Below are 20467 nucleotides of genomic sequence, written 5' to 3' on the forward strand. Positions count from 1 at the left end.
GTCATGCACGCAATTCGCGTTCAGCGCTAGCAGCCGATCGGGCGAATGCTTTGGCCGCATCAACATGCCAAGCTTTCTCAGCACGCCGCTCGTAGTCGTCGGCAAGCACCTTAAGCTGACCCGCAATCGCTGAGTCGGTCATGGTTTGGGCTGCACGGAGCAAAGTCCGTACTGTCTCTAAATATGCCTTGCCTCGATGAGAGATCTGGACCATCACAAAGCCCTCGCGCGGTTCTCTGGCAGCTGGTTGAAGGTGATCTGGAGCCAGCCCACCCAATTGCGGTCACCTTCCCTGCGAGCTCTGAAGCGATCGACGCACTTCTTGGAACAAAGAGGCGTTCGCCACGAGTAGTGCCGGGCGAGACCGAACTTGCCGTCACAAACTGCGCATCGCGCGGCACCGCCAGATCTAAGACTTTCGGAGCAGTTGGGCATTGTACTCTCCTCTTGGCTTTATCGCAGCTGTTCGTCGATCATCCTTTTTTCACTGTCGCACTTGATGAGCCTGTGCGCGTTTCCAACGCATGCAGCCTAAGACGATCACGATCAGCAGCTCAATTGAACGTAGGTAATCGTCCGGCATCTAGATGGGTGACGGAACAATACGAAGGTTTAGGGCGCTCCTCCTTAAAGCCGACCACTTCCGCAATGGGTCTTGGTTGTGTGGAAACGGATAGCTCAGAGGCGGCCGTGATCGACAATCGTTCCAGGCCGCCAATGTTTTCGCTTCGGAGCGTCTAAGTAGCCGGCCAAGGTGGTTAAGCGACGCGCGGCGTCGCCTTTGGCGCACTTCGCCGCCTTCAAGTAGTGCGGATGGCTGCAATCAGGCCCGGTTTGCCGACGATGTTCATCGCCCTTGTGAGGTTATAGGCGAGAACAGGCAGCGCCATCTCAGCGGCTACATTCCCTAGGCGCTTCATCAGGAAGTGTGTCGCACCCATACGGGCTTTGATCGTGCCGAAGGGATGCTCGACCGTCTCGCGCCGCGTCCGCATGGCATCGGGCTTGGAATCGAGCCGTCTCTGGACCTCCTCGACCACATGCTCATGCTCCCAGCGCGTTATGCGGCGCTCCTTTGACGGCGTGCATTGGCTCTTGATCGCGCAGCCTTGGCACGCTGCTGCCGACCAATAACGGTGCAGCGTCATTCCGTGCTCGACGTTGGTGTAGTGATAGGCAGCCGCTGGCCGGATGTGCAGCGGTAGACGTCCTCATCAGGCAGATAGGCGAAGTCCTGTTTGCCGAACCCCCGAACCGGCCTTCCGCCTTGGCATTCGACGTCATGGGCTTGGGCAAGGTGACTGCAACGCCAGCCTGTTTGCAGACTAGACTAATATCTCTTCTCCATCGAAGTAGCCAAGCGAGTCATCAGACGGCCGTTAGGCGACGCTAGAACCGGTCTTGGAGAGCCTGCCAGGCGCCTTCGGGCGCCCCTGGACTGTGTCGGCACTCGGCGGTGGAATGACGCGTCCTAAAGTCGAGGGTCTAACCCTTTTCTCATGCGCCACCACTGCCGCAGTCCGCCTCGCCCGCGCGCACATGAGGCGGCTGGAATTATCGATACGGCGGTCCAGGCATCGGCCGCGCAGGACCGCCGATCTCGATTTCCACCATGTTGAGCCAGCTGGCGTGTTTGGGGTGTAGTGGAACTCGAGGCGGCGCAGAATACGTCTGGCCTTGGCGGGCGGGCAAGCCTCATAGAGGGCGCCGGTCGAGTGGTTCGACAGATTGTCCTGCACAACGCGGATGCACGCGGCATCGGGACAATGGACATCGACGAGTTCGCCCATGCACTGGGCGTAGTCTTCGGCCGCCGCCGCTGGGTGACTTTGGACCTTGCGCCAGGGCCTGTTCACATCGAGGCAGACGAAGAGATTGACGGTGCCCTTGCAGCGGTTGCGGCGCGGCAATCAGGATGGAAGTGCTTCCCGTCCAGATTGATGGTGTCTGCGTTGCCGCCTACTGGGGCGCTGCATGGCAAAACATCGCAAGACTCCTCCGGAAGAGTTTTACCTGGCCGGCGACAACAGCGCCGCCAATGAGCTCACGACAGTGCCAAGGACTATGCGGCGCTCCCAAAGGATTTGCCAGACTTGAGCCGCCTTTGCCGGACGACGCATACGAGGCTGCGCTTTTGCGGCCAAAAGGTTCCAAATCGAACTGCGATCGTAGGCTTCTTGGATTACACCTTTATCGCATCTGATGCCGACTGTCGGTTCCGCGACAGGCTGTCGGGGACACGACAGGTCCGTTCGAAAATATCCCACAAATCAAGCTGTTGCTAGTGGCACGAGCATTGAAGGGGAGCTGTGGTTCAGAGGCGCTTGCTCAAGGACCGTTAATAATGACCTACAAGATTATGGCCTCCCATCTTTTTGGACGGGGGTACAAATCGAAGGTTCAGAGGTGGGAGCGGCTCCGTGCGTCAGAAGCGGTCAGATGACGCCATGACCGCTCTGTCAAAAAAGCCCGCGGCTATTCGCGTGGTCCTGCCCTTCGTGTTCCGGCACTGGCTGAATCAGCCGGGGCGCACGCTCGCCATTGCCGTCGGTCTGTTAGGGGCGACCGTCGCCGACCTGTTCATGCCGGTGCTTTCAGGACATCTGGTCGACGCGCTGACGCGTGGTCCGTCCGATCCTGCCGCGCGCCACGCCGCGCTGGTGGCGCTCGGCGGCATCGTGGGGCTGGGCGCAGCATCGATGGTGCTGCGCCTGACCGGGCTGCAAGTGATCGTGCCGTTCACGCTGAAGATCATGTCGGACGTCGCGCAGGACGCATTTCTGCGCGTGCAGCGCTTCTCGACCGACTGGCACGCCAACTCCTTCGCGGGCTCGACCGTGCGCAAGATCACGCGCGGCATGTGGGCGCTCGATCTGTTGAACGACACCATCCTGCTGGCGCTGCTGCCGTCGCTGTTCGTACTGATCGGATCGATGATCCTGCTCGGCGTGCACTGGGCCTCGCTCGGCATGGTGATCGCGCTCGGCGCGGCTAGCTATGTCACGATGACGGTGCTGTTCTCGACGCGCTACATCGCGCCGGCCGCGCGAATTTCCAACGCCTGGGACAGCAAGGTCGGCGGCACGCTCGCGGATGCGTTGACATGCAACGCGGTGGTGAAATCCTTCGGCGCGGAAGCGCATGAGGATGCGCGGCTCGCCCGCGTCATCAACCGCTGGCGCGTGCGGGTGCGGCGGACCTGGCTGCGCTACAACGACACCGCCATGTCTCAGCTCTCTCTGCTGCTATGCCTGCGGGGGTCGGTGATTGGCGGTGCAGTGTTGCTATGGATGTCCGGACATGCCTCGCCCGGCGACGTCACCTATGTGCTGACCAGCTACTACGTCATCCACGCCTATCTGCGTGACGTCGGCATGCACATCAACAACCTCCAGCGCTCGGTCAACGACATGGAGGAGCTGGTGGCGATCCATGACGAGCCGATCGGGATCGCGGATGCCGCCGACGCGCGGCTGATCGCGATCGCGGGCGGCGAGATCGTGTTCGACGACGTCACGTTCCACTATGGCGGCCATCGCGCGCCGCTGTACGACGGTCTGTCGGTCACGATCCGTGCCGGCGAGCGGGTCGGCCTCGTCGGCCGTTCCGGCTCCGGCAAGACCACCTTCGTCAAGCTGGTGCAGCGGCTCTACGATGTCACGGACGGCCGCGTGCTGATCGACGGGCAAGATATCGCGCTAGCCACGCAGCAATCGCTGCGCAGCCAGATCGCGATCGTGCAACAGGATCCGATCCTGTTTCACCGCTCGCTCGCCGAGAACATCGCCTATGGCCGGCCCGGCGCCAGCCTGGAGGCGATCGAGCAGGCAGCGCGGCTGGCGAATGCGCACGACTTCATCCTGCGCCTGCCGAAAGGTTACGGCACGCTGGTCGGAGAGCGCGGCGTCAAACTGTCGGGCGGCGAGCGGCAGCGCGTGGCGCTGGCGCGCGCCTTCCTGGCAGATGCGCCGGTGCTGATCCTGGACGAGGCGACCTCGAGCCTCGATTCGGAATCGGAGGCGCTGATCCAGCAGGCGATGGAGCGGTTGATGAAGGGCCGCACCGCGATCGTGATCGCGCACCGGCTGTCGACGGTGAAGAGCCTCGATCGCATCCTGGTGTTCGATCGCGGCGAGATCGTCGAGCAGGGCACCCACGCCGTGCTCGCGGGCAAGCCCGGCGGCATCTATCGCAGCCTGTTCGAGCGCCAGACGACTGAATTGGGTCGCATAATCTCGGCCGTGGAGTAGATGGGTGCACCTGTTATGGCATACCAGTTGCCTCTTGAAGCTTTCTGCGCAAGCGCGTGTGCGATGTGCAGCCCTGTTCTTGGAGGTCAGCTCGTGATAACGGCGCAACATCGGTTGGAAGCGGCCGGAGGCGGCTAGCGATCCCGGCCCATGGCGGCAGCATGCAATTCTGGGGCATGGGGACTGGGACGCTGATGCGCGATATCGTGCGCGACTATGTCGAGCATTTGGCGGATGACGATGCCGTGCTGGTGATCGACGAGACCGGCCTTCTCAAACAAGACAAAAGCGTAATGCAGAGTGGCGCGGCAAATACACTGGTTTGGCAGGCAAGATTCGAATTGCCAGATCGTTCGCTACCTAAGCTTCGCGTCATGGTCATCCGTTCATGGACCGCGCGCTGTATCTTCAAGGAAGGACCGATGATCCGGAGTAGCGTGATAGGACGCGCACTTCGCAAGTTCGCTTCTGAATCAAAAAATGGATCGCCACGATTGCCCCAAGCTGCTGAGGTGTCATTCGGCCTGCAATATTTGCAAACGATGACGTAATTGCGGTCAGCGCTCGGGGCACGAAAGCTCCGTTATCGTCGAGCTCTCGCAATCAAACGATTCGGAGGAGCTGTCATGGCAATACGTCGGGCTAGATGTCTCGCAAAGAGAGACTACGGTTTGCGTAGTCAACGAGACAGGTCAAGCCGTTTTTGAAGGAAAGGCCAAGTCTCATCCCGGAGATCTCTCAAGATTACTTCGTAAACATTCGCCGCAGGCGGAGCGTACCGGCTTTGAGACGGGCGCAATGGCGAGCTGGCTTTGGCATGAGCTTCGTAGGGTCGAACTCCCCGTCGTTTGTATCGATGCAAGGCATGCACACGCAGCACTGTCGGTCCGCATAAATAAGAGCGATCGGAACGATGCTCGAGGCCTTGCCGAACTGGTGCGGGTTGGTTGGTATCGAGAAGTCAAAATCAAGAGCGAAGAGAGCCAAAAGGTTCGAGCAATCCTCGTCGCGCGGTCCCGCCTTGTGTCCATGCGCCGGGATATCGAACCAGGTCCGCAGTCTGATCAAGGAATGTGGGTTGCTATTCCCCCGCGCCATCGGCCAACAGTTCCGCAACCTAGTCCGTGAGCTGTTGAGCGAAGGCCATCAGCTCCTCGCCGTGGTAGAGCCGCTCCTGTCGATTCATGAGCATATCTGCCAGCAGCAGAGCAAATTTGACGACGAAGTCCGCCGATTGGCGAAGTCGGACGAGACGACGCGTCGCCTGATGACAGTTCCTGGTGTGGGCGTGGTCACCGCCTTGACGTTCCGCCATACGATCGATGACCCGTCCCGCTTCCGATCGGCCTCGACAGTTGGCGCCTATCTTGGCCTCACACCTCGGCGCAACCAATCTGGTGAAACCGACACTAGTGGCAAGATATCCCGATGGGGCGACAGGCTTCTCCGAACCTACCTGTTCGAGGCCGCAACCGTCCTTCTCTATCGGACCAAAAAATGGTCTTCGCTCAAAGCTTGGGGAATGAAGCTCGCGAAGCGCGTCGGCATGAAAAAGGCAAAGGTCGCCATTGCCCGCAAGATCGCTGTAATCCTCCACTGCATCTGGGTCGACGGCACGTCGTTCGACTGGAGCCACGCACCGGCCTAACCCTATTTTGCAAGATCCTGGCCCGGTCCGCCGGGCTGGCGATGTCCCGCTGGGACGGTGGTCGTGGTGACCTCGGTCAATCGGCTGGCGGCGGCTCAGCCGCACTCCGCTGCAAACGATGAGGCACCCGATCCGGACATCATCATGAGGCGCTCGCGACCTCGGAAAGGACCATGACCCCAGCTACGGGCAACAGTTCGCATTGAAACTAGGTGACAGCTATCGGCCTACTATTATGAGCTGGCTATCGATCTACCAGCCGCGCTCGCCCCGTCTGCGCAACCCCGACCTGCTCCGACGGGCCGAGCGCTACCGTCTTGCCGAATGTCTTCAAAAAGAGAATTGACATCAATCCGCAATTAAAGGGCCGATTGACGGCCAGTTCTCAAGTGGTTTCAGCACCCGGCAGGTGTCGGGCTGCTCGGAAAATGAAACTCCGTGCCGCGCAGCCAACGTCCCTTGAAGCGAGCCCAGAACAGAATCGCGTCCATTTGCCAATGAATTCATAAACCTTCCAGACGACGTCATTTTTTATCACTTCGCCGGTCGCGTTGAATGGCAGGCTGTTCAGCCGGCAAAGGGCGTAAGTTTCGTCCAAGCGCGCTCCTTGGCATGAGGCGCTGACCTCCAGAAGAGACTAAAGCCGGATCGGGCATTGCCTTCCCGCAGGTCTCGACCCGGAAGAGAGCGAGATTGGTCTCCAATCTCAAACACGTTCTGGTCGCATTAGAAATGAAGACCGCCTTGATCGTTCCTCATGCAAAGCGAGACAACTCGGTCAGTACCGCCGGCCAGATCGCTCTCGCTGGCTGCTTGCGAAATTGCGTAGCGTCCGTGTCATTGCGGGCGCTACTTCGGTCGAGCAACTGAGGACGAACATCGTCGCAGCACAGTTCGTCCTCACTCGGAAACGGTAACTCCGTTTCCGACCGAAGGCGCTTCGATTACCCGATGCTCTCGATCGCCGGCAAGCACTTTTCCAGATTGGCCTTGGCTTCGGAGAAGTTCTTCTTCACAGCCGTGAGCCAATCCGCATCCGGCTTCGAGCGCCCGGACGAGGTCGCGGCCAGTTGCTGGCACACCGTCGTCAAAGCGTTGGTCATGTCCTCCAGGACAAATGCTAGATTGTCGAGCGTCACCAACTGATAGAATATCGGCGTCGCCGGCTCGCCATCCTCCGGAAGTGGACCGTCTAATCTCACATCGACGAGAGGCACGAGCATCTCGGGTCCTCCCCTCGTTCTCCTTCCCATACTCATCAGCAGGGTCGTGTAGGACGACGATATGGAAGAAACTCTATCCGCCATGGATTGCCCATATAGGATAAGCGTATCTTCCCCGGCATTGCTGGTCGCGTCCGGCTCGAACTGCTCCTCGCTAGGCATGGTTATCCTCATAGGAGGCGTGCAGCGTGAAAGGATGCGGCTTTTGCTGGCTTGTCGGTTCAACCGTCACGTTCTGCTGAGTATCGGGTTTCTTTTCGCTTTTCGTGACGAACTGATGGCCCGTATACCGGCGTTTCCATCCCTTAAATAGCCTTGCGCCTCCTGCCGTCGCGGGCGCGGGCGGGTGCGGACGGAGCATTACCGAACCGGTCGTACCATTCTGACCGAATTACACGTTCGCCATGCGATCCTTAACAATCCGAAAGATGTCTCTGCCAATTCTTGGTTGACTTTGGTGAAACGGTTCTCGACCGGTGGCGGGGGGCTGGCCGCTTCGTGTTTCGCAAGCGCGCTCGATCCGTCGCGCGTGATAGCGAAGAAGGCTTTCTTGCCGTAAGTCGTGCGCTCCAATAGGCGGGCATTGCCCATCATATGCAGCACTCGACTGAGGTTCTCCGGTCCCAGCCCGAGTTCTTGCGCTATTGCAGCCTTCTCCACCGGGGCATGACCAGCTTTCCCCAAAATTCTCAATATGTTGATGACGTGCTGACGGCTGAGTACCTTTCCGGCATCCGAGACCGCGGACGTCGCGATCGACATATCCAGCAGGTCGTAGAATGCTCTAAAATCCGCTCGCAATAACCAGGGCTCTTGTCGGCAAGCGTGGCGCTAGACCGGCGAAGAATGTCGTACCACTCTCGCAGTTCCTGGTCCCAGCGCCGACCATCCAGCGCCTTCCAGAGCCATGCTCCGAGCGTCGAGTAAAGGCGTTCGTAGCTGACCGGAGACCCGTCTTTCAGGAGCGCAGACACGATCTCCCTTGCTTCCGGCGCGCTGGCATCTCCGAGTTCAATTCTTTCGAGTTTCCGTTCCATGGCCTCGGTCATACTGCACAACCATTAAGAATGCTTCACAACGCTTTACTCTGATTTGACCACGAAATCGGGGCCTGAGGAGCGCCCGGCTGTTGGGGCGCCGACTTAAATCTCCGTTGACACCGATCTCCAGTACGCCAGTTCCGGGCAGAGTTCGGCACGGCATCGTGCCCGCAACAATCTGCAGGGGTACCCCGGACTTCTGCCCGCTCGTTCTCAAGACGCCAGTACTGGTGGGTCTGTTGGCAGGATATCAAGGAACGCGCCCGCGCCGTAGTGAGTCAGATTCTAAAAGATCTGCCCGCGCGAACCGCTGCCGTTCTTCTCCTCAAAGACTCAAAGTCGAGCTACGTCAATAGAAGGCGAGAGACCACCGCAGGACCGTATCCAGCGATGGGGAATGGTCATCGGGAAGGCGGGACGGGCCGCTCGATGAGGCAGAGGTTCTACGCGTGCAGCGCATCGCGATCGACGATGATCGCTTCGTGAAGCTCGGCGTCCGTACCGACGCTGGTTTCGTCGGCGACCACGACCGCGAGACGCAAAGACCGATCCCGGATCATATCAGCGCGCGCCACGAGATATCGCCTCCTGGTCCGCGGACACCAATCGCGTTCGATCATGCACCACGATCATGATGACGAGGCGCTCGGGGGCAGCGGCAACGCCGTCACATGTTCATAGAAACCCGCAATTCAACTCATTTTCGAGAGAGATTGAATCGCACGTAAGGTCATATTGTACTCTATCGATCGCGCAGAGCTGCGCCTTGGTTGCCGCAATTGGGACGACATTTATCGCGAACGTGTCGACTTATGGACACAGTACCGCCTGGCATGAGTGATGCTTGTTGAAGTAAACGAGACGTTAGACCAACCCCATCGATGCAAGCGCACTCGGCAGCCGCCCGATCCTTCTGGACTAGGCGGGAGAGAGCCGTGGCGCTTTCTTCATCTTTCGCGGTCGCGCTTGCAACGGTGCCGTGTCGCGCTGATGGGCGACGAACGAAAACGATGCATGAGCGAACTGGCATGAGGGATACAACTCGACGGTCACCCTCAAGATCACTTATTCCAAACGGGGAAGCGCGGAAGTGGATAATATCAAATCGATGACTCTACAGGAGCTGCGCTCTGCAGTCACCGGCGGCAGGGTCTTGGAGATAAGTACGACAACGGGCTGTGTCGTCGGGTGTTCTTATTGCTCGCAGAACAGGTTTGCTGAACGGCAAAGAGCGATATCCGACGTAAAGCATCTTTCTCTGCAAGATTTCAAGCGATGCCTGGCGAGCGTACCAGCAGCTGTCGACATCAGCTTTTCCGGGTATTCGGAGCCTTGGCTCAACCCAGCTTGCACCGAAATGGTTGAGCATGCCTACGCGTGCGGCCATGGAATCCGGATTTTCACAACCCTGGCCGGAATGAATGGGCAGGATCTAAGACGCTTACGTTCGCTGCAGTTTCGCGTTTTCCTGGTGCAGGTTGTTGATGACGGCACGTACATGGATAGTGGTCTCGTCAGGCGCAACTATGTCGATTTGATGCGCCAACTTGTCGACGCCGACATTTCATCACTGTTCTTCATAGTCATGGGCGAGGTTCATCCCGAACTTGTCGACATCATTCCTGACGAAGCGCTGGTCCGCTTGCGTCCGCCGCGCAGGAGGGCTGGCAGCGGCGAGCTTGAGATGGTTGAAGCACGACAGCCAATCGTTGGAACACTAACGTGTCCCGACGAACGGCAATATCGTAATGTTCTTCTCCCAAACGGCGATGTTACTTTCTGCTGCATGGATTTTGACCGACGACACGTCTTGGGCAACCTCCTGCGCGACAGGTACGAGGATCTCTTCGAGGGGGCGACTTTTCGCAACATTGCCGATCGCATGAACGGAACGGACGGCTTTCTGCTTTGTCGATCGTGTGAATTCGCTGAACCAGTAACGTCGGAGAGCTGATCTTTGAGAGCAGTTGGCCGCTGCCTGATCGAAGCGAATCGCGAGCCCTGGCGAAGCTCGGCTGCCCTGCAGCTCATCATTACATCAGCCGCGGGGACGACCCTGCCATGAACGGAGGGTCGCCATGGACCGGAGCATTTTGTTGGTCACCGGTCTGCTGGAGGTCGCCTGGGCTACCCCGCGGAATCTGATTGTTGTTTCCGTGCCACGCCCTTGTCTTGTCAGGCCCTGGAGAACCCCGTCATCCTTCTGAGGCGAATGCGGCTTTCTCTCGAACTCAAAAGGCGACGTCTTGGCATGACCGCGAGTCCATGGTTCCCAAGATTCACGGCCGAGATGGTGTCGTTCCTGCGGAGCTCGCGACTTTGTGTCTTGCGCCGTTCGCGCTTACGAGAGTTTGAGACCATCTCACTCCTTTGAGCATGGTCGGGAGGAAGCGGCGCCAAACCGGACGCTAAGGTGAACATGATCAACTTGCGCCCGGCAAGCCTGCCATCTGCGGAAAAGCGGCATCGGCCTCGCCGCTGCTTGGCCTCTTAACAGCCTAGCAAGGGAAATCACGGCAGACGAACGGTTCCATGATTCGCCAGCGCAGCGCACCGCGCGTGCTGCAACTGAACACGAAAGCTCAGAACTGCGGATCTTGTGCTCACTATAAGGACCCGAGCTTGACGCGGCCGGGGACTGCGACCGGGCGTGCATAGCGGCTCCGCCTCGGCGATGAATGTTAAACGGAGGACAAGGGAACTCCACCGCGACTTTCGAGGCGGTTTTGACCTCTCTGCAGGGACTGTCCTCAAAGCGCCCTGAACACTCACACGCCGTCGGCGGCTCCCCTCAAGTCCGCTTCCGAACCGATCCCGGCATGACGATCCTTCGCTGGCTCATTCAGCAGCCCGGCGAGCCTGAGGCCTTCAAGGACTCCTTCGAGCCGCTGTTCGCGAATGATTGCGGCGAGCAGCAAAACGGCCTCCTCCCGATGGACGGTGAAGCAGACGTCAGGCGCTTGCTGAACCAAGAAGTCCAGCAAGTCCGGAAGGTCAACAACGTGGTGGCGTAAGGTCGAGACCGCATCATTGGCGAGATAGGTCGCCAAATCCGCATTCGCCGGCGGATCAAAGTCCAAGTCGACCTCGGCGCGCTTCTCGATCGCCTGTCGGATCAACTCGCCCTGCCGTCTTGCATTCATCGAGAGCATGAACACCGCATCCGCGAGCTCCTCGCGCGGCAAGCTTCTCAGTCCGGCTATGCATGCCTGGATGTCGCCAACCGAACTCTCACGGCCTACCTCTGCTCGCCGCGCGTTAGCGGCTGCCCTGCTCTTTTGTACTCGAATCATCATAATGCTCTCCGGCCGACGATATATCCCCGCGATACAATGCGTCGCGCGCTTGTTTTGGATCCGCTCGCTTTGGCTATCTTCGGGAATATTATGGGGGGAAGCTGGGAAGCTGCGGTTGTCTCATGCAAGGGCCTGCCCGTGGCCCCGATTGAATGTGCCCGGGTTGAAATCTCAAGTCCCGCGCATCTCGTTGCATCGCGACAACGCCGCATCCTGCCAAAGCCAGGCCCTCCCCTGGAGCTTCAACCAAACTTGAATAGCACACCGTAACCGCCCCGTGGGTAGCTCCACTTGATATCACCGCTTTCTTCGCAAATCACCCGGCAGGTGCCGCACTCGAGACACCCGTCGACTGTAACCTCAACATGACCTTTATCGTTGAGATCGTAGCACCGTGCTGGGCAAGCCTTCAGCATCGCTAGCAGCTGCGACGATGGCGTGGTGTGCGGCCGCACCTTGATATGGGCGCGGCCGGAATCAACAAGATAACGGTTGTAGAATAGTTTGTCCTCGACACGTTGGGATGGCTCGCTCGGCATTGATTCTGGCTCCGTCAATCGTCGTTGTCTTTGCTTCGTGATCAGCGCCAGGCCCGGGCAATGCGGAGGGCATCGCTGAACAGTCCACTCCACGATCGCGCCTTGATGAACGAGTTCAGCATCAGCTTCTCTTTCTCGAGCTTTGGTGTACCGTCGACGCGCAGGTAATCCTGCATCGCCTTCGAGAAGAGCTGCGGATATGTGAGAAAGAAGTTCTGCGAGTGGGTATGCAACAGTGCCGGCATATCCTTGTACTTCTTCAGGTCCTTGATTACGAAGGAGTCATTCAGCATTTTTTTGTATAGCGAAAGATTTTTCGCCGTCATCGGATCATTTCGCGATCTGATAAGACAGATCGCTTCCGCCGCGATACGGCCCGACGTCATCGCCAGATTGGACCCCTCGCGATGGATGGCGTTGTTGAGCTGGGCGGCGTCCCCGACGACGACCCAGCCCTCACCACAAAGCTGCGGGATCGCCTTGTACCCACCTTCGGGGATCAAGTGCGCGGAATATTCCTTTACTTCCGAACCCTCGATCAGCGGCGCGACGGAGGGGTGACGCTTGAAAGCCTCGAGCAAGCCGTAGGGCGTCTCGCCGGTACGCTGGAAGTCGGCAACAAGACAGCCAATACCGAGCGAGATACATTCCTTGTTCGAATAGATGAAGCCCATGCCGGTCATGCCGCGGGAGATGGTTCCGGCAGCTTCGATGACGAGCCCCTCGTCGCCTTTGAGACTGAAGCGAGCATCGATTGTCTCGCGCGACAGGAAATGCATCTCCTTGACCGCGAGTGCCACCTTATCCGGTTTCAGTCGCCCTCTTAACTCCGCACCCGTCCCGAGCACTCCGTTCACCCCCTCGGCCAGCACGACGACATCTGCATGGATTTCACCGCCATCGCGGTCTGTGCGCACCCCGACCACCCGCCCATGTGAATCCTGGAGGAGCTCGGTCACCGTGGTCTCGCACAGGACCGTGGCGCCGGCCTCGCGGACCTTCTGCGAGAACCATTTATCGAACTGAGCGCGGATGATGGTGTAGCGGTTCGGCTTCTCCTCATTGAAATCATCGGAGCGATAGTGAAGCCCCGTGTGCGAACGCTCGTCCATGATCCAGAAGCGCTGCTCGACCAGATGCCGCTCAAGCGGTGCATCCTCGCGGAAATCCGGGATCAGCTTCTCCAGCATATCGGCATAGAGGATGGCCCCTTGCACGTTCTTCGACCCCGAATACTCGCCGCGCTCCAGCTGCAGCACTTTCAGGCCGCGCTCGGCCATGGTAAGCGCCGCCGCATTCCCGCCCATGCCAGCACCGACGACGATCGCGTCGAATTTTTCCTCGATCATAACAAGCTCCCTAGCCGGCGATGCGGTCGTGCGAGTGCGGCGACAGCCGCGCGCGGAATGCAGAGGTCAATGCCGGCAACAGTCGAATGGCGTCGGTGACGATACCGATATGGGCGAAGTCGAAGATCGGGGCGTTCTTGTCGGTATTGATGGCAACGATGAGGTCGCCACCCTCCACTCCGACGCGATGCTGGATCGCCCCGGAAATACCGGCCGCGATATAAAGCTTTGGCCTAATGGTTTTTCCAGTCTGGCCGATTTGTCGGTCCGAGGTGACCCAGCCCTTCTGGACGAGCGGCCGCGAACAGCCATATTCGGCGCCAAGCACGTCGGCGAGCTCCTGTACCAGTTGGAAGTTCTCAGGCGATCCCAGACCGAGCCCTCCAGCGACGACCACGTCCGCATAGGCAAGGTTGGACTTTTTAGAATCGCGGTCCGGCAGGAACGAGAGGACTTTTGTGACGATATCTTCTTCTACAAGCCCGAGCGGATGCGAGATGACGCGCCAGACGGCGCCCGTCACGCGCTCGGGCGTCGGCATCACGCGTGGGCGGACGGTTGCCATCTGTGGACGATAGTTGAGTGTGTAGATCGTGCACAACAGTGAACCGCCAAACGTCGGCCGCGTCGCTGCAAGCGAGCCGTCGGGATCAACATCGAGCTCGGTGCAGTCGGCAGTTAGGCCGGTGAGCAGTGTGGTGGCCACTGAGCCGGCGAGATCCCGGCCGAGTGTAGTTGCCCCTAGGAGTAGAATTTCCGGCTTGTACGTATTGACCAGCTCTGACAGGGCCTTGGTATAGGACTCATTGCGATAGTCGGCCAAGAGTTGGTCCGCGACGATATAGGCGAGGTCGGCGCCGTAGCAGAAGGATTCGGCGACTGCCTGCTCCGTTGTCTCGCCGACCGGGCCGATGACAACCGCGGCGAGGTCGACGTTGAGCTTGTCGGCGAGCCGGCGGCCGGCACCCATCAGCTCCCAGGAGACGGGGTGCACAACCCCGCGTTCCTGCTCGATGAAGACCCAGACGTGCTTATACGCCTTAAATCGTTCGGGCAGCTCCCTCTTGGTCGCTGCGCGACCACCACCCGCGGCCGGCGCTGCGCCTTTGGGTCCGGTGCTCATCATCTGTACTCCCATCCGTTGTTCAGCAGCGGCTCGCCAGCGGAGCGCGCTCCGCCCTCAGCTTTGAATTCGCGCTTGAGGATTGCTTCAGTCAAAAGTTCGGCCGGGTGCCCGCCGCCATTCAGTCAGCACTGTCTGACAGCAGAGCGGGGCCGAGACAGCCATTGCTCGATGTGTCGACGACCACGGAATCACGCGTTTCGGGTTCTCCGCGCCGGTCACGCGAGCCGATCGATTGGTCCCCTCATCTTCGAGGTGCAACCGAGCTGGAACGGATCGAGGATGTGGCAGAGGCTCGGCTGATATCATTATCCGCCACGTGCTTGCCGGTGAAAACCCGATCCATTGCTCCGAATGCCCTCGAGATCTCGCCGATTGCAGCGACAAGCCCGCAACTCTTGCCGAGAGCACGAGCGCCGGGGTCAAACCGCCCGTCAACGGCGCCGCGCGACCGGCGCTGGAGAGCAAGGACTGCCCCCGTGAAACCTCGGCCATAGCTCGGCCAACGGGGGTGATTTCGTCGACGAACCTTTGGCGCGGATCACGCCCAGCGTTCAGCTCAGCCAAGTCCGAATATGCGGCCATCGCGTTGGCGTCGCGACGCATCATGGTGCCGACAGGCAGCGCGCGCGAACCTGCGCGACGTCAAAAACACAATCGATGCGGACCAAGATGTGCATGCGCTTCTCCAGACTGGCTGAGCATATGTCAGCAATTGTCGTACCAATTGCGTAGGCGATTAAAATTGGGAGCCAATACAGACTCTTACCGAACGAAAGTGGTTGGCAGCCTCTCACGACGATCGGAACATTCGATAACCGAGTCCAGCAGTGTCAGGAATGCGACAGAAGACAGTCATCCGAATCTGGTGCGCTTTCCTCGCCGAATGTTCGCTTCCCGCTGCCGGCGTACCATTGCAGGAGATAGGTGCGCCATGGGCACCAGCTTGAAAGGATGGACAAACCAGCGCTCAGTCGTGATTGGCCCTTAAGGAGAGCGGAGTAAGTGTTAAAGCTGCGGATCCACGAGGCCACTGCAACTTCCGTTCGAATTGCAAGCTGGGGCTGTCAGCTCCGAACCTTCACGGTCCAGAGCACGAGATGTAAACTCGAGTCACTCCAAGGAACCGAGCTGGACCAGGGCTTGATGCTTGTTCGGTTGTGGCGCTGCCGCATCCTTGAGGACCTTGAACACGCGCTGTTCGATCGGGGAGGACGTGACGAAGTCGGCATAGGCGCGCTCAAGCGTAGCCTTACAACGCAAGGCGATGTCAGGATCGGATGCACCGGTCAACTCCTCACCCGCAAGATACTGACCCATGCGACGCAGGATGTGAAGCCGCGCCACGTTGATGATTTTTTCGTCGTACTCGACGCCGAGCAGTGCAAAAAACTCCTCTGCCGCCGAGGCCTTCTTCAATTGCGAAAGGATGCCGTCCGTCATCATTCTCAACCTCCATCTAGATCCGTGCCCAGAAACCATCCGGGCCGAGTGTTTCAACTTGATCGCGCGGCTCTGGCTGACCCACCGATCACGCGCCCTTGACGAGGGAGCCCTCGTGAATGTCGCGCCAGATTGCCACCACCGTTCCGGGGCAACCGGCCCTTTGTGCTCGATGGCATGCTTGCGGACGCGCGCGAGGATGGTTTCGGTTTGCTCGGCGGTGACCGACAGCTGCAACTCGGACAACAGCGAAGTGATTGCGGCAAACCCTGAATGCTTAGCCGATCACAATATGGTGGGAGCGGCCAAGCAATCGCGGGTCCAGCGCTTGGTAGGGCGCCGGTCTTTTAAACGGAATCATCGAGACGACGCAGATGATCCCGCCGTCGTCCGGCCACCCGGCTCTCCCCGCTCTCCTCGCCGAAGCAAAGATCAAAATCATTGCATTCCGTGCAGACCGGCGTAGTACACATCACCAGACCGTCATCTTCGCATAGCATGCGATATAAGAAGCGCTTCCAGCGCATCTTCTTGGAGTTGCGAGCCGCTAAGGGCCCGAAATGGCGCGTCAGGAGGCGGGACAATTCGTCCCGCTTCCGCAGACCAAGATCTTCCCACAAGTGATTGGGCTCCATAGCGCGCCGCGCGATCATCGTCGCCAACCAGCCGCCGACCTCGCTATAGGTAGAACGTTGCGCAAGCAGGAGGTCGCGCACCATAATTGTCTCGGCAGGAGCCGATAACGCGGACTGTTCGCGCCAGGTACACCTTCTGACCGGGCTGGACGGGAAGTATTGCACTAGGAGCGCATTGAGCTCCTGGTTAGTCAAGCCAGCCCGTTCGGGAAGTTGGCCGCCATCCATAGCGGATGCGGCGAGAACGCAGGCGAGCACATGGCGATCGAAATCGTAGTTATCGCTGATGTCGACTTCTGTTGGATGGCGTCCAGTCAGAAGGCCGTAGAGCTTACTTGCATCGCGCAGCTCGGCGACGTGAGCTGCCGATACAGGAGGTGACACCGTATCGGCCACTTTTCTTTGTGTACCAATCATGAAGGTCCCCCCGCATCTGAGTGGACGATGTCGGCCTTCCCGGGTCGAGAAGGCCGACATCATGAACTATGCCGAAGCAGCGGCGAGCTCGGCGGCGGTCTTGCCGACCAAGCTCTCGTCGACGGGCTTGATGATGCCGTGCTCCATGAGCATATCCTCGAGCTCGTCCATGCTGATTGGCGTCGGGATAGCGCCTTGTCCAGCATTATTGTGGATCTTGGTCGCGAGATTGCGATAGTGATCCGCCTGCTTGGAATCTGGCGCGTATTCCAGCACCGTCATGCGGCGCAGCTCCGCGTGCTGAACGACATTGTCGCGCGGCACGAAGTAGATCAGCCGGCTGCCGAGCTTCTTGGCAAGAGCATCTGCAAGCTCCAGCTCCTTGTCGGTCTGCCGCTCGTTGCAGATCAGGCCGCCGAGGCGCACGCCGCCGGAATTCGCATACTTCAAAATACCCTTGGAGATGTTGTTGGCGGCATACATCGCCATCATCTCGCCGGACATCACGATGTAGATTTCCTGCGCCTTGTTCTCGCGGATAGGCATCGCGAAGCCGCCGCAGACGACGTCGCCGAGCACGTCGTAAGAGACGTAGTCGATGTCCTCATAGGCGCCATTCTCCTCCAGGAAGTTAATGGAAGTGATCACGCCTCTTCCGGCGCACCCGACCCCCGGCTCCGGACCGCCGGACTCGACGCATCGAATGTCCTTGTAGCCGAGCTTGATGACGTCCTCGATTTCGAGGTCCTCGACGCTGCCGGCATTCGCCGCCAGGCTCAGAATGGTGTCCTGCGCTTTGGCGTGCAGGATGAGGCGGGTCGAGTCTGCTTTGGGATCACAACCGACGATCAGAATCTTTTGGCCCAGCTCAGCAAGGGCCGCCAGCGTATTTTGCGACGTCGTCGATTTACCGATGCCACCCTTGCCATAAAACGCGATTTGTCTCAGCGAAGACATGTTGCTCTCCATCAACCGATTGCCAACTTTTTCGCGCCGAACGCGCGGGGCTGTTTCTCTCTCAGAAACGTGGGCACACGGGTTTCGGGAAGGAGGCCATCGCTCGCCATCGGCGTCGGCGTACCCTCAGCCCTCACTCGTTGTTGCTGCATCCATTTAGCAACCGGCGTGCCACTTCGTTCGCAGGTGCGTCAAGCGCCTGAGCATGCTGGACTAATCGCGCGGCGTCCAAGACCGGATGCCGTGGCGGACGCGACAGCGGCAAGGGCTTTGACAGAAACCGGACAAAGCCCTGGCGCCTTCGTTCCGTTACGAGCGCCCGGCGAAAGGGCGCGGAACGGGGAACGCCGGGCCTTAGGCCCGAGGCGATTGAGGGGATCATACGGTGCAGATCGGGTTCGAGGACACCGCCATCAAAGGCGAATGTTTCATGACCGGCACGGTGGGTACTTGCCGTCTGATCGGGTGGCATATCGCTTGCTTTGCTAGTCCCGGAACGCAGTTTCCGCGTGACGCGATGTTGTTGTGAGGACAATATGTCTGGAATTGGAAGTAAGTTGCCGCCGTTCGAAATCACAGGCGTGAAGCCCGGCTTTCACCTGCAAGAGGAGAACGGGCAGAGCGCCTTCGAGACGCTGACTGAGACGAGCTTTCCCGGCAAATGGAAAGTCATCTTCTTTTACCCGAAGGATTTCACATTCGTCTGCCCAACCGAAATCGCTGAGTTTGCCCGCCTATCCAAGGATTTCGCCGATCGCGATGCAGTCGTACTTGGTGGCTCGACCGATAACGAGTTCTGCAAGCTCGCCTGGCGGCGTGAGCACAGGGACCTGCACCGTCTATCGATCTGGCAGTTTGCCGACACCAAGGGCGCACTGGTCGATGGCCTTGGAGTGCGCTCGCGTGATGGCATCGCGCATCGCTACACCTTCATCGTCGATCCTGAGAATACGATCCAGCATGTCTATGCGACAAGCCTCAATGTCGGCCGCAGCCCAAAGGACACGCTACGCGTTCTGGATGCGATCCAGACTGATGAGCTCTGCCCTTGCAACCGAGAGATCGGCGGCGACACGCTTAAACTTGCCTGAGGCAACATGTCGATCGTGCAGTTGGAGGAGGAGCTCCCGCATTCGAGGGACGTCAGACTCGGTACCGTCTAACGTGGAGGCCATTTCCTGGATCCGCTACCCGGCAGAACCACACGAACCGGCCGTCGCCCGAGCTGGCGCATGGCTGCCGTCATTGACGCGACTGTTTGTGGCGATGCGGCAACCCCACAGTAGGGCGAACAGGCCCATGAGCGTCGTTGGAAGCCCGATCATCCAGATCAGCTTCCGCCGAATGTCTTCAGCTCGTATTTCAGCAGCCTGCGAATTGAGTCCGGCCGACAAGTCGGAGAGCACCGGCGCAACTCAACCCCCTCATTCAGAATGAGCCGATCCGCCTGCCCAGCTCGAAGGTGTCCGCCGCCACATCAAGAGCATCCAGGGCTGGGAAGTCACCGAGCCGGTGACGCTCGCGACGCAGTTCTTCACCAAGTAACTGATATGGGAGGATCTCGTCGACCGCGCAGATTGCCCAAGAGCAATCCCGTCGTGCGTCACCTGATCGATACCCCGACCCACAGCTACGATGGGTCCCGGGCGAGCTTCATCGATGCGCGGACCATCGACGATATCGTTGACCCGATCGAACTGTTCGCGCCGCTGTCGGCCGATTCCTCGCAGATCGCTGCCGTCGTCGCTGCCCAACGTGGCGCGGGCTATGTACTGTTCGGCCCGCCCGGCAGGGGCAAGAGTCAGACTATCGCCAACACCATCACCAACGGCCTTGCACACGAGAAGACGGTGCTGCTCGTGGCCGCGACCGTCTCCTTCGATATAGCGTTGATGACCTGGCTGTGCTTGTACGGGCGGTTTGGCGCCCGATGGGTCACGAACAGCGTGCGCGTGGTCATTGAGGTTCGCTCCTCCGTGGATACCGGATGATCGCTTTACCACAGGGCTACGCACCGAGCGATTTCGGCCAAGAAGCTTGCGCTCGGCCTGCCATCACATGCGTGGCACAAGATCACGTGGCGTGGGTACGGCAGAACGGTTGTCCTCGCGCTTCCCCCGTGTGCGCGTCCGTCCGGCACATCGAGATTAGTGGCGTCGCCGAAAGCCGGCCGGAGGAAATGGCTGCCGATCGAGGGGCCGGCAGGCGAAGAGGCGCCGATCAAATATTAGTTGTCAACGTTTCCGGCGAACATTGGCTTCCGTCAGCTCGTCGATGCCGTCAAGCTGCGCTGGCGCATTGAGCGCGACTACCACGAACTCAAACAGGAAGTTGGCCTTGGCCACTTCGAGGGGCGAAGCTGGCGTGGCTTCCACCATCACGCAACACCGTGCATTGCCGCCTACGGATTCTGGTCTCCGTGAGCGATAAACGATTCCCCCTCAGAAACAGCCTCCACCAAGCTGTTCAAGGAAGCTGCAATTCCCGAAACTTATCGACCGAGGGATCCGCCATTGCGGCCTGAGCGACACCTCCCAAATTTGATCG

At 59.4% G+C, this 20467-nt stretch carries 15 protein-coding genes and 4 pseudogenes; 7 read left to right on the forward strand and 12 right to left on the reverse strand.

Annotation, left to right across the window (positions count from 1 at the left end; genetic code table 11):
- Positions 1-800: 800 nt before the first annotated feature.
- Positions 801-1358: pseudogene (locus ABID59_RS21610) on the reverse strand (transposase); the annotation flags it as partial.
- A gap of 180 nt (positions 1359-1538) precedes the next feature.
- Positions 1539-1895, reverse strand: a pseudogene (locus ABID59_RS21615) (transposase); the annotation flags it as partial.
- A 552-nt stretch (positions 1896-2447) separates the two neighbouring features.
- Here ABID59_RS21615 and ABID59_RS21620 point away from each other — a divergent pair.
- The 3 genes and pseudogenes from ABID59_RS21620 to ABID59_RS21630 all read left to right on the forward strand — a co-directional run bounded on the left by ABID59_RS21620 (position 2448) and on the right by ABID59_RS21630 (position 5898).
- Positions 2448-4250: an ABC transporter ATP-binding protein gene (locus ABID59_RS21620; RefSeq protein ID WP_354084707.1), complete on the forward strand. Its 1803-nt coding sequence runs from the start codon at positions 2448-2450 to the stop codon at positions 4248-4250.
- Between the two features lie 100 nt (positions 4251-4350).
- A pseudogene (locus tag ABID59_RS21625) lies at positions 4351-4680 on the forward strand (transposase); the annotation flags it as partial.
- A 191-nt stretch (positions 4681-4871) separates the two neighbouring features.
- A pseudogene (locus tag ABID59_RS21630) lies at positions 4872-5898 on the forward strand (IS110 family RNA-guided transposase).
- Positions 5899-6842: 944 nt separating this feature from the next.
- On the opposite strand, the gene ABID59_RS21635 reads toward ABID59_RS21630, so the two are convergent.
- The 3 genes from ABID59_RS21635 to ABID59_RS21645 form a co-directional block, all read right to left on the reverse strand.
- Positions 6843-7283, reverse strand: a complete 441-nt coding sequence (locus tag ABID59_RS21635) for a hypothetical protein (protein WP_354084708.1) — start codon at positions 7281-7283, stop codon at positions 6843-6845.
- Positions 7284-7481: 198 nt separating this feature from the next.
- Entirely contained in the window at positions 7482-7883 is a 402-nt protein-coding gene (locus ABID59_RS21640; protein ID WP_354084709.1) for a hypothetical protein, read from the reverse strand.
- Between the two features lie 721 nt (positions 7884-8604).
- Complete coding sequence (locus ABID59_RS21645; RefSeq protein ID WP_354084710.1) at positions 8605-8736, reverse strand: hypothetical protein; 132 nt, start codon at positions 8734-8736, stop codon at positions 8605-8607.
- A 515-nt stretch (positions 8737-9251) separates the two neighbouring features.
- On the opposite strand from ABID59_RS21645, the gene ABID59_RS21650 reads away from it, so the two are divergent.
- Positions 9252-10115: a radical SAM/SPASM domain-containing protein gene (locus ABID59_RS21650; RefSeq protein WP_354084711.1), complete on the forward strand. Its 864-nt coding sequence runs from the start codon at positions 9252-9254 to the stop codon at positions 10113-10115.
- An 814-nt stretch (positions 10116-10929) separates the two neighbouring features.
- Here ABID59_RS21650 and ABID59_RS21655 read toward each other — a convergent pair.
- From ABID59_RS21655 to nifH, 7 genes are all read right to left on the reverse strand, one after another.
- A complete protein-coding gene (locus ABID59_RS21655; protein ID WP_354084712.1) occupies positions 10930-11457 on the reverse strand; it encodes a hypothetical protein in 528 nt (175 codons plus the stop codon).
- Between the two features lie 242 nt (positions 11458-11699).
- Positions 11700-11996 carry a ferredoxin family protein gene (locus ABID59_RS21660; RefSeq protein ID WP_354084713.1) on the reverse strand — a complete coding sequence of 99 codons (297 nt, stop codon included), beginning with the start codon at positions 11994-11996 and terminating at the stop codon, positions 11700-11702.
- A gap of 41 nt (positions 11997-12037) precedes the next feature.
- A complete protein-coding gene (locus ABID59_RS21665; protein WP_354084714.1) occupies positions 12038-13345 on the reverse strand; it encodes an FAD-binding protein in 1308 nt (435 codons plus the stop codon).
- A 10-nt stretch (positions 13346-13355) separates the two neighbouring features.
- Positions 13356-14471 (reverse strand): electron transfer flavoprotein subunit alpha/FixB family protein, encoded by a 1116-nt coding sequence (locus ABID59_RS21670; protein WP_354084715.1) that lies wholly within the window; start codon positions 14469-14471, stop codon positions 13356-13358.
- 1110 nt (positions 14472-15581) lie between these two features.
- Positions 15582-15914, reverse strand: a complete 333-nt coding sequence (gene nifW, locus ABID59_RS21675; RefSeq protein ID WP_354084716.1) for a nitrogenase stabilizing/protective protein NifW — start codon at positions 15912-15914, stop codon at positions 15582-15584.
- Positions 15915-16258: 344 nt separating this feature from the next.
- On the reverse strand, positions 16259-16963 hold the full coding sequence (locus tag ABID59_RS21685; protein WP_354084717.1) for a nitrogen fixation protein NifQ: 705 nt from the start codon (positions 16961-16963) through the stop codon (positions 16259-16261).
- A gap of 66 nt (positions 16964-17029) precedes the next feature.
- Entirely contained in the window at positions 17030-17920 is an 891-nt protein-coding gene (nifH, locus tag ABID59_RS21690) for a nitrogenase iron protein (protein ID WP_085398584.1), read from the reverse strand.
- Between the two features lie 536 nt (positions 17921-18456).
- Here nifH and ABID59_RS21695 point away from each other — a divergent pair.
- From ABID59_RS21695 to ABID59_RS37450, 3 genes are all read left to right on the forward strand, one after another.
- Positions 18457-19011 (forward strand): peroxiredoxin, encoded by a 555-nt coding sequence (locus ABID59_RS21695; protein ID WP_354084718.1) that lies wholly within the window; start codon positions 18457-18459, stop codon positions 19009-19011.
- 507 nt (positions 19012-19518) lie between these two features.
- Positions 19519-19911 (forward strand): DEAD/DEAH box helicase family protein, encoded by a 393-nt coding sequence (locus ABID59_RS21700; protein WP_354084719.1) that lies wholly within the window; start codon positions 19519-19521, stop codon positions 19909-19911.
- A gap of 240 nt (positions 19912-20151) precedes the next feature.
- Complete coding sequence (locus ABID59_RS37450) at positions 20152-20343, forward strand: transposase (protein WP_502916815.1); 192 nt, start codon at positions 20152-20154, stop codon at positions 20341-20343.
- The last annotated feature ends 124 nt before the right edge of the window (positions 20344-20467 follow it).

It is taken from the genome of Bradyrhizobium sp. S3.3.6, from assembly GCF_040546905.1.
GTDB classification, from domain to species: domain Bacteria; phylum Pseudomonadota; class Alphaproteobacteria; order Rhizobiales; family Xanthobacteraceae; genus Bradyrhizobium; species Bradyrhizobium cytisi.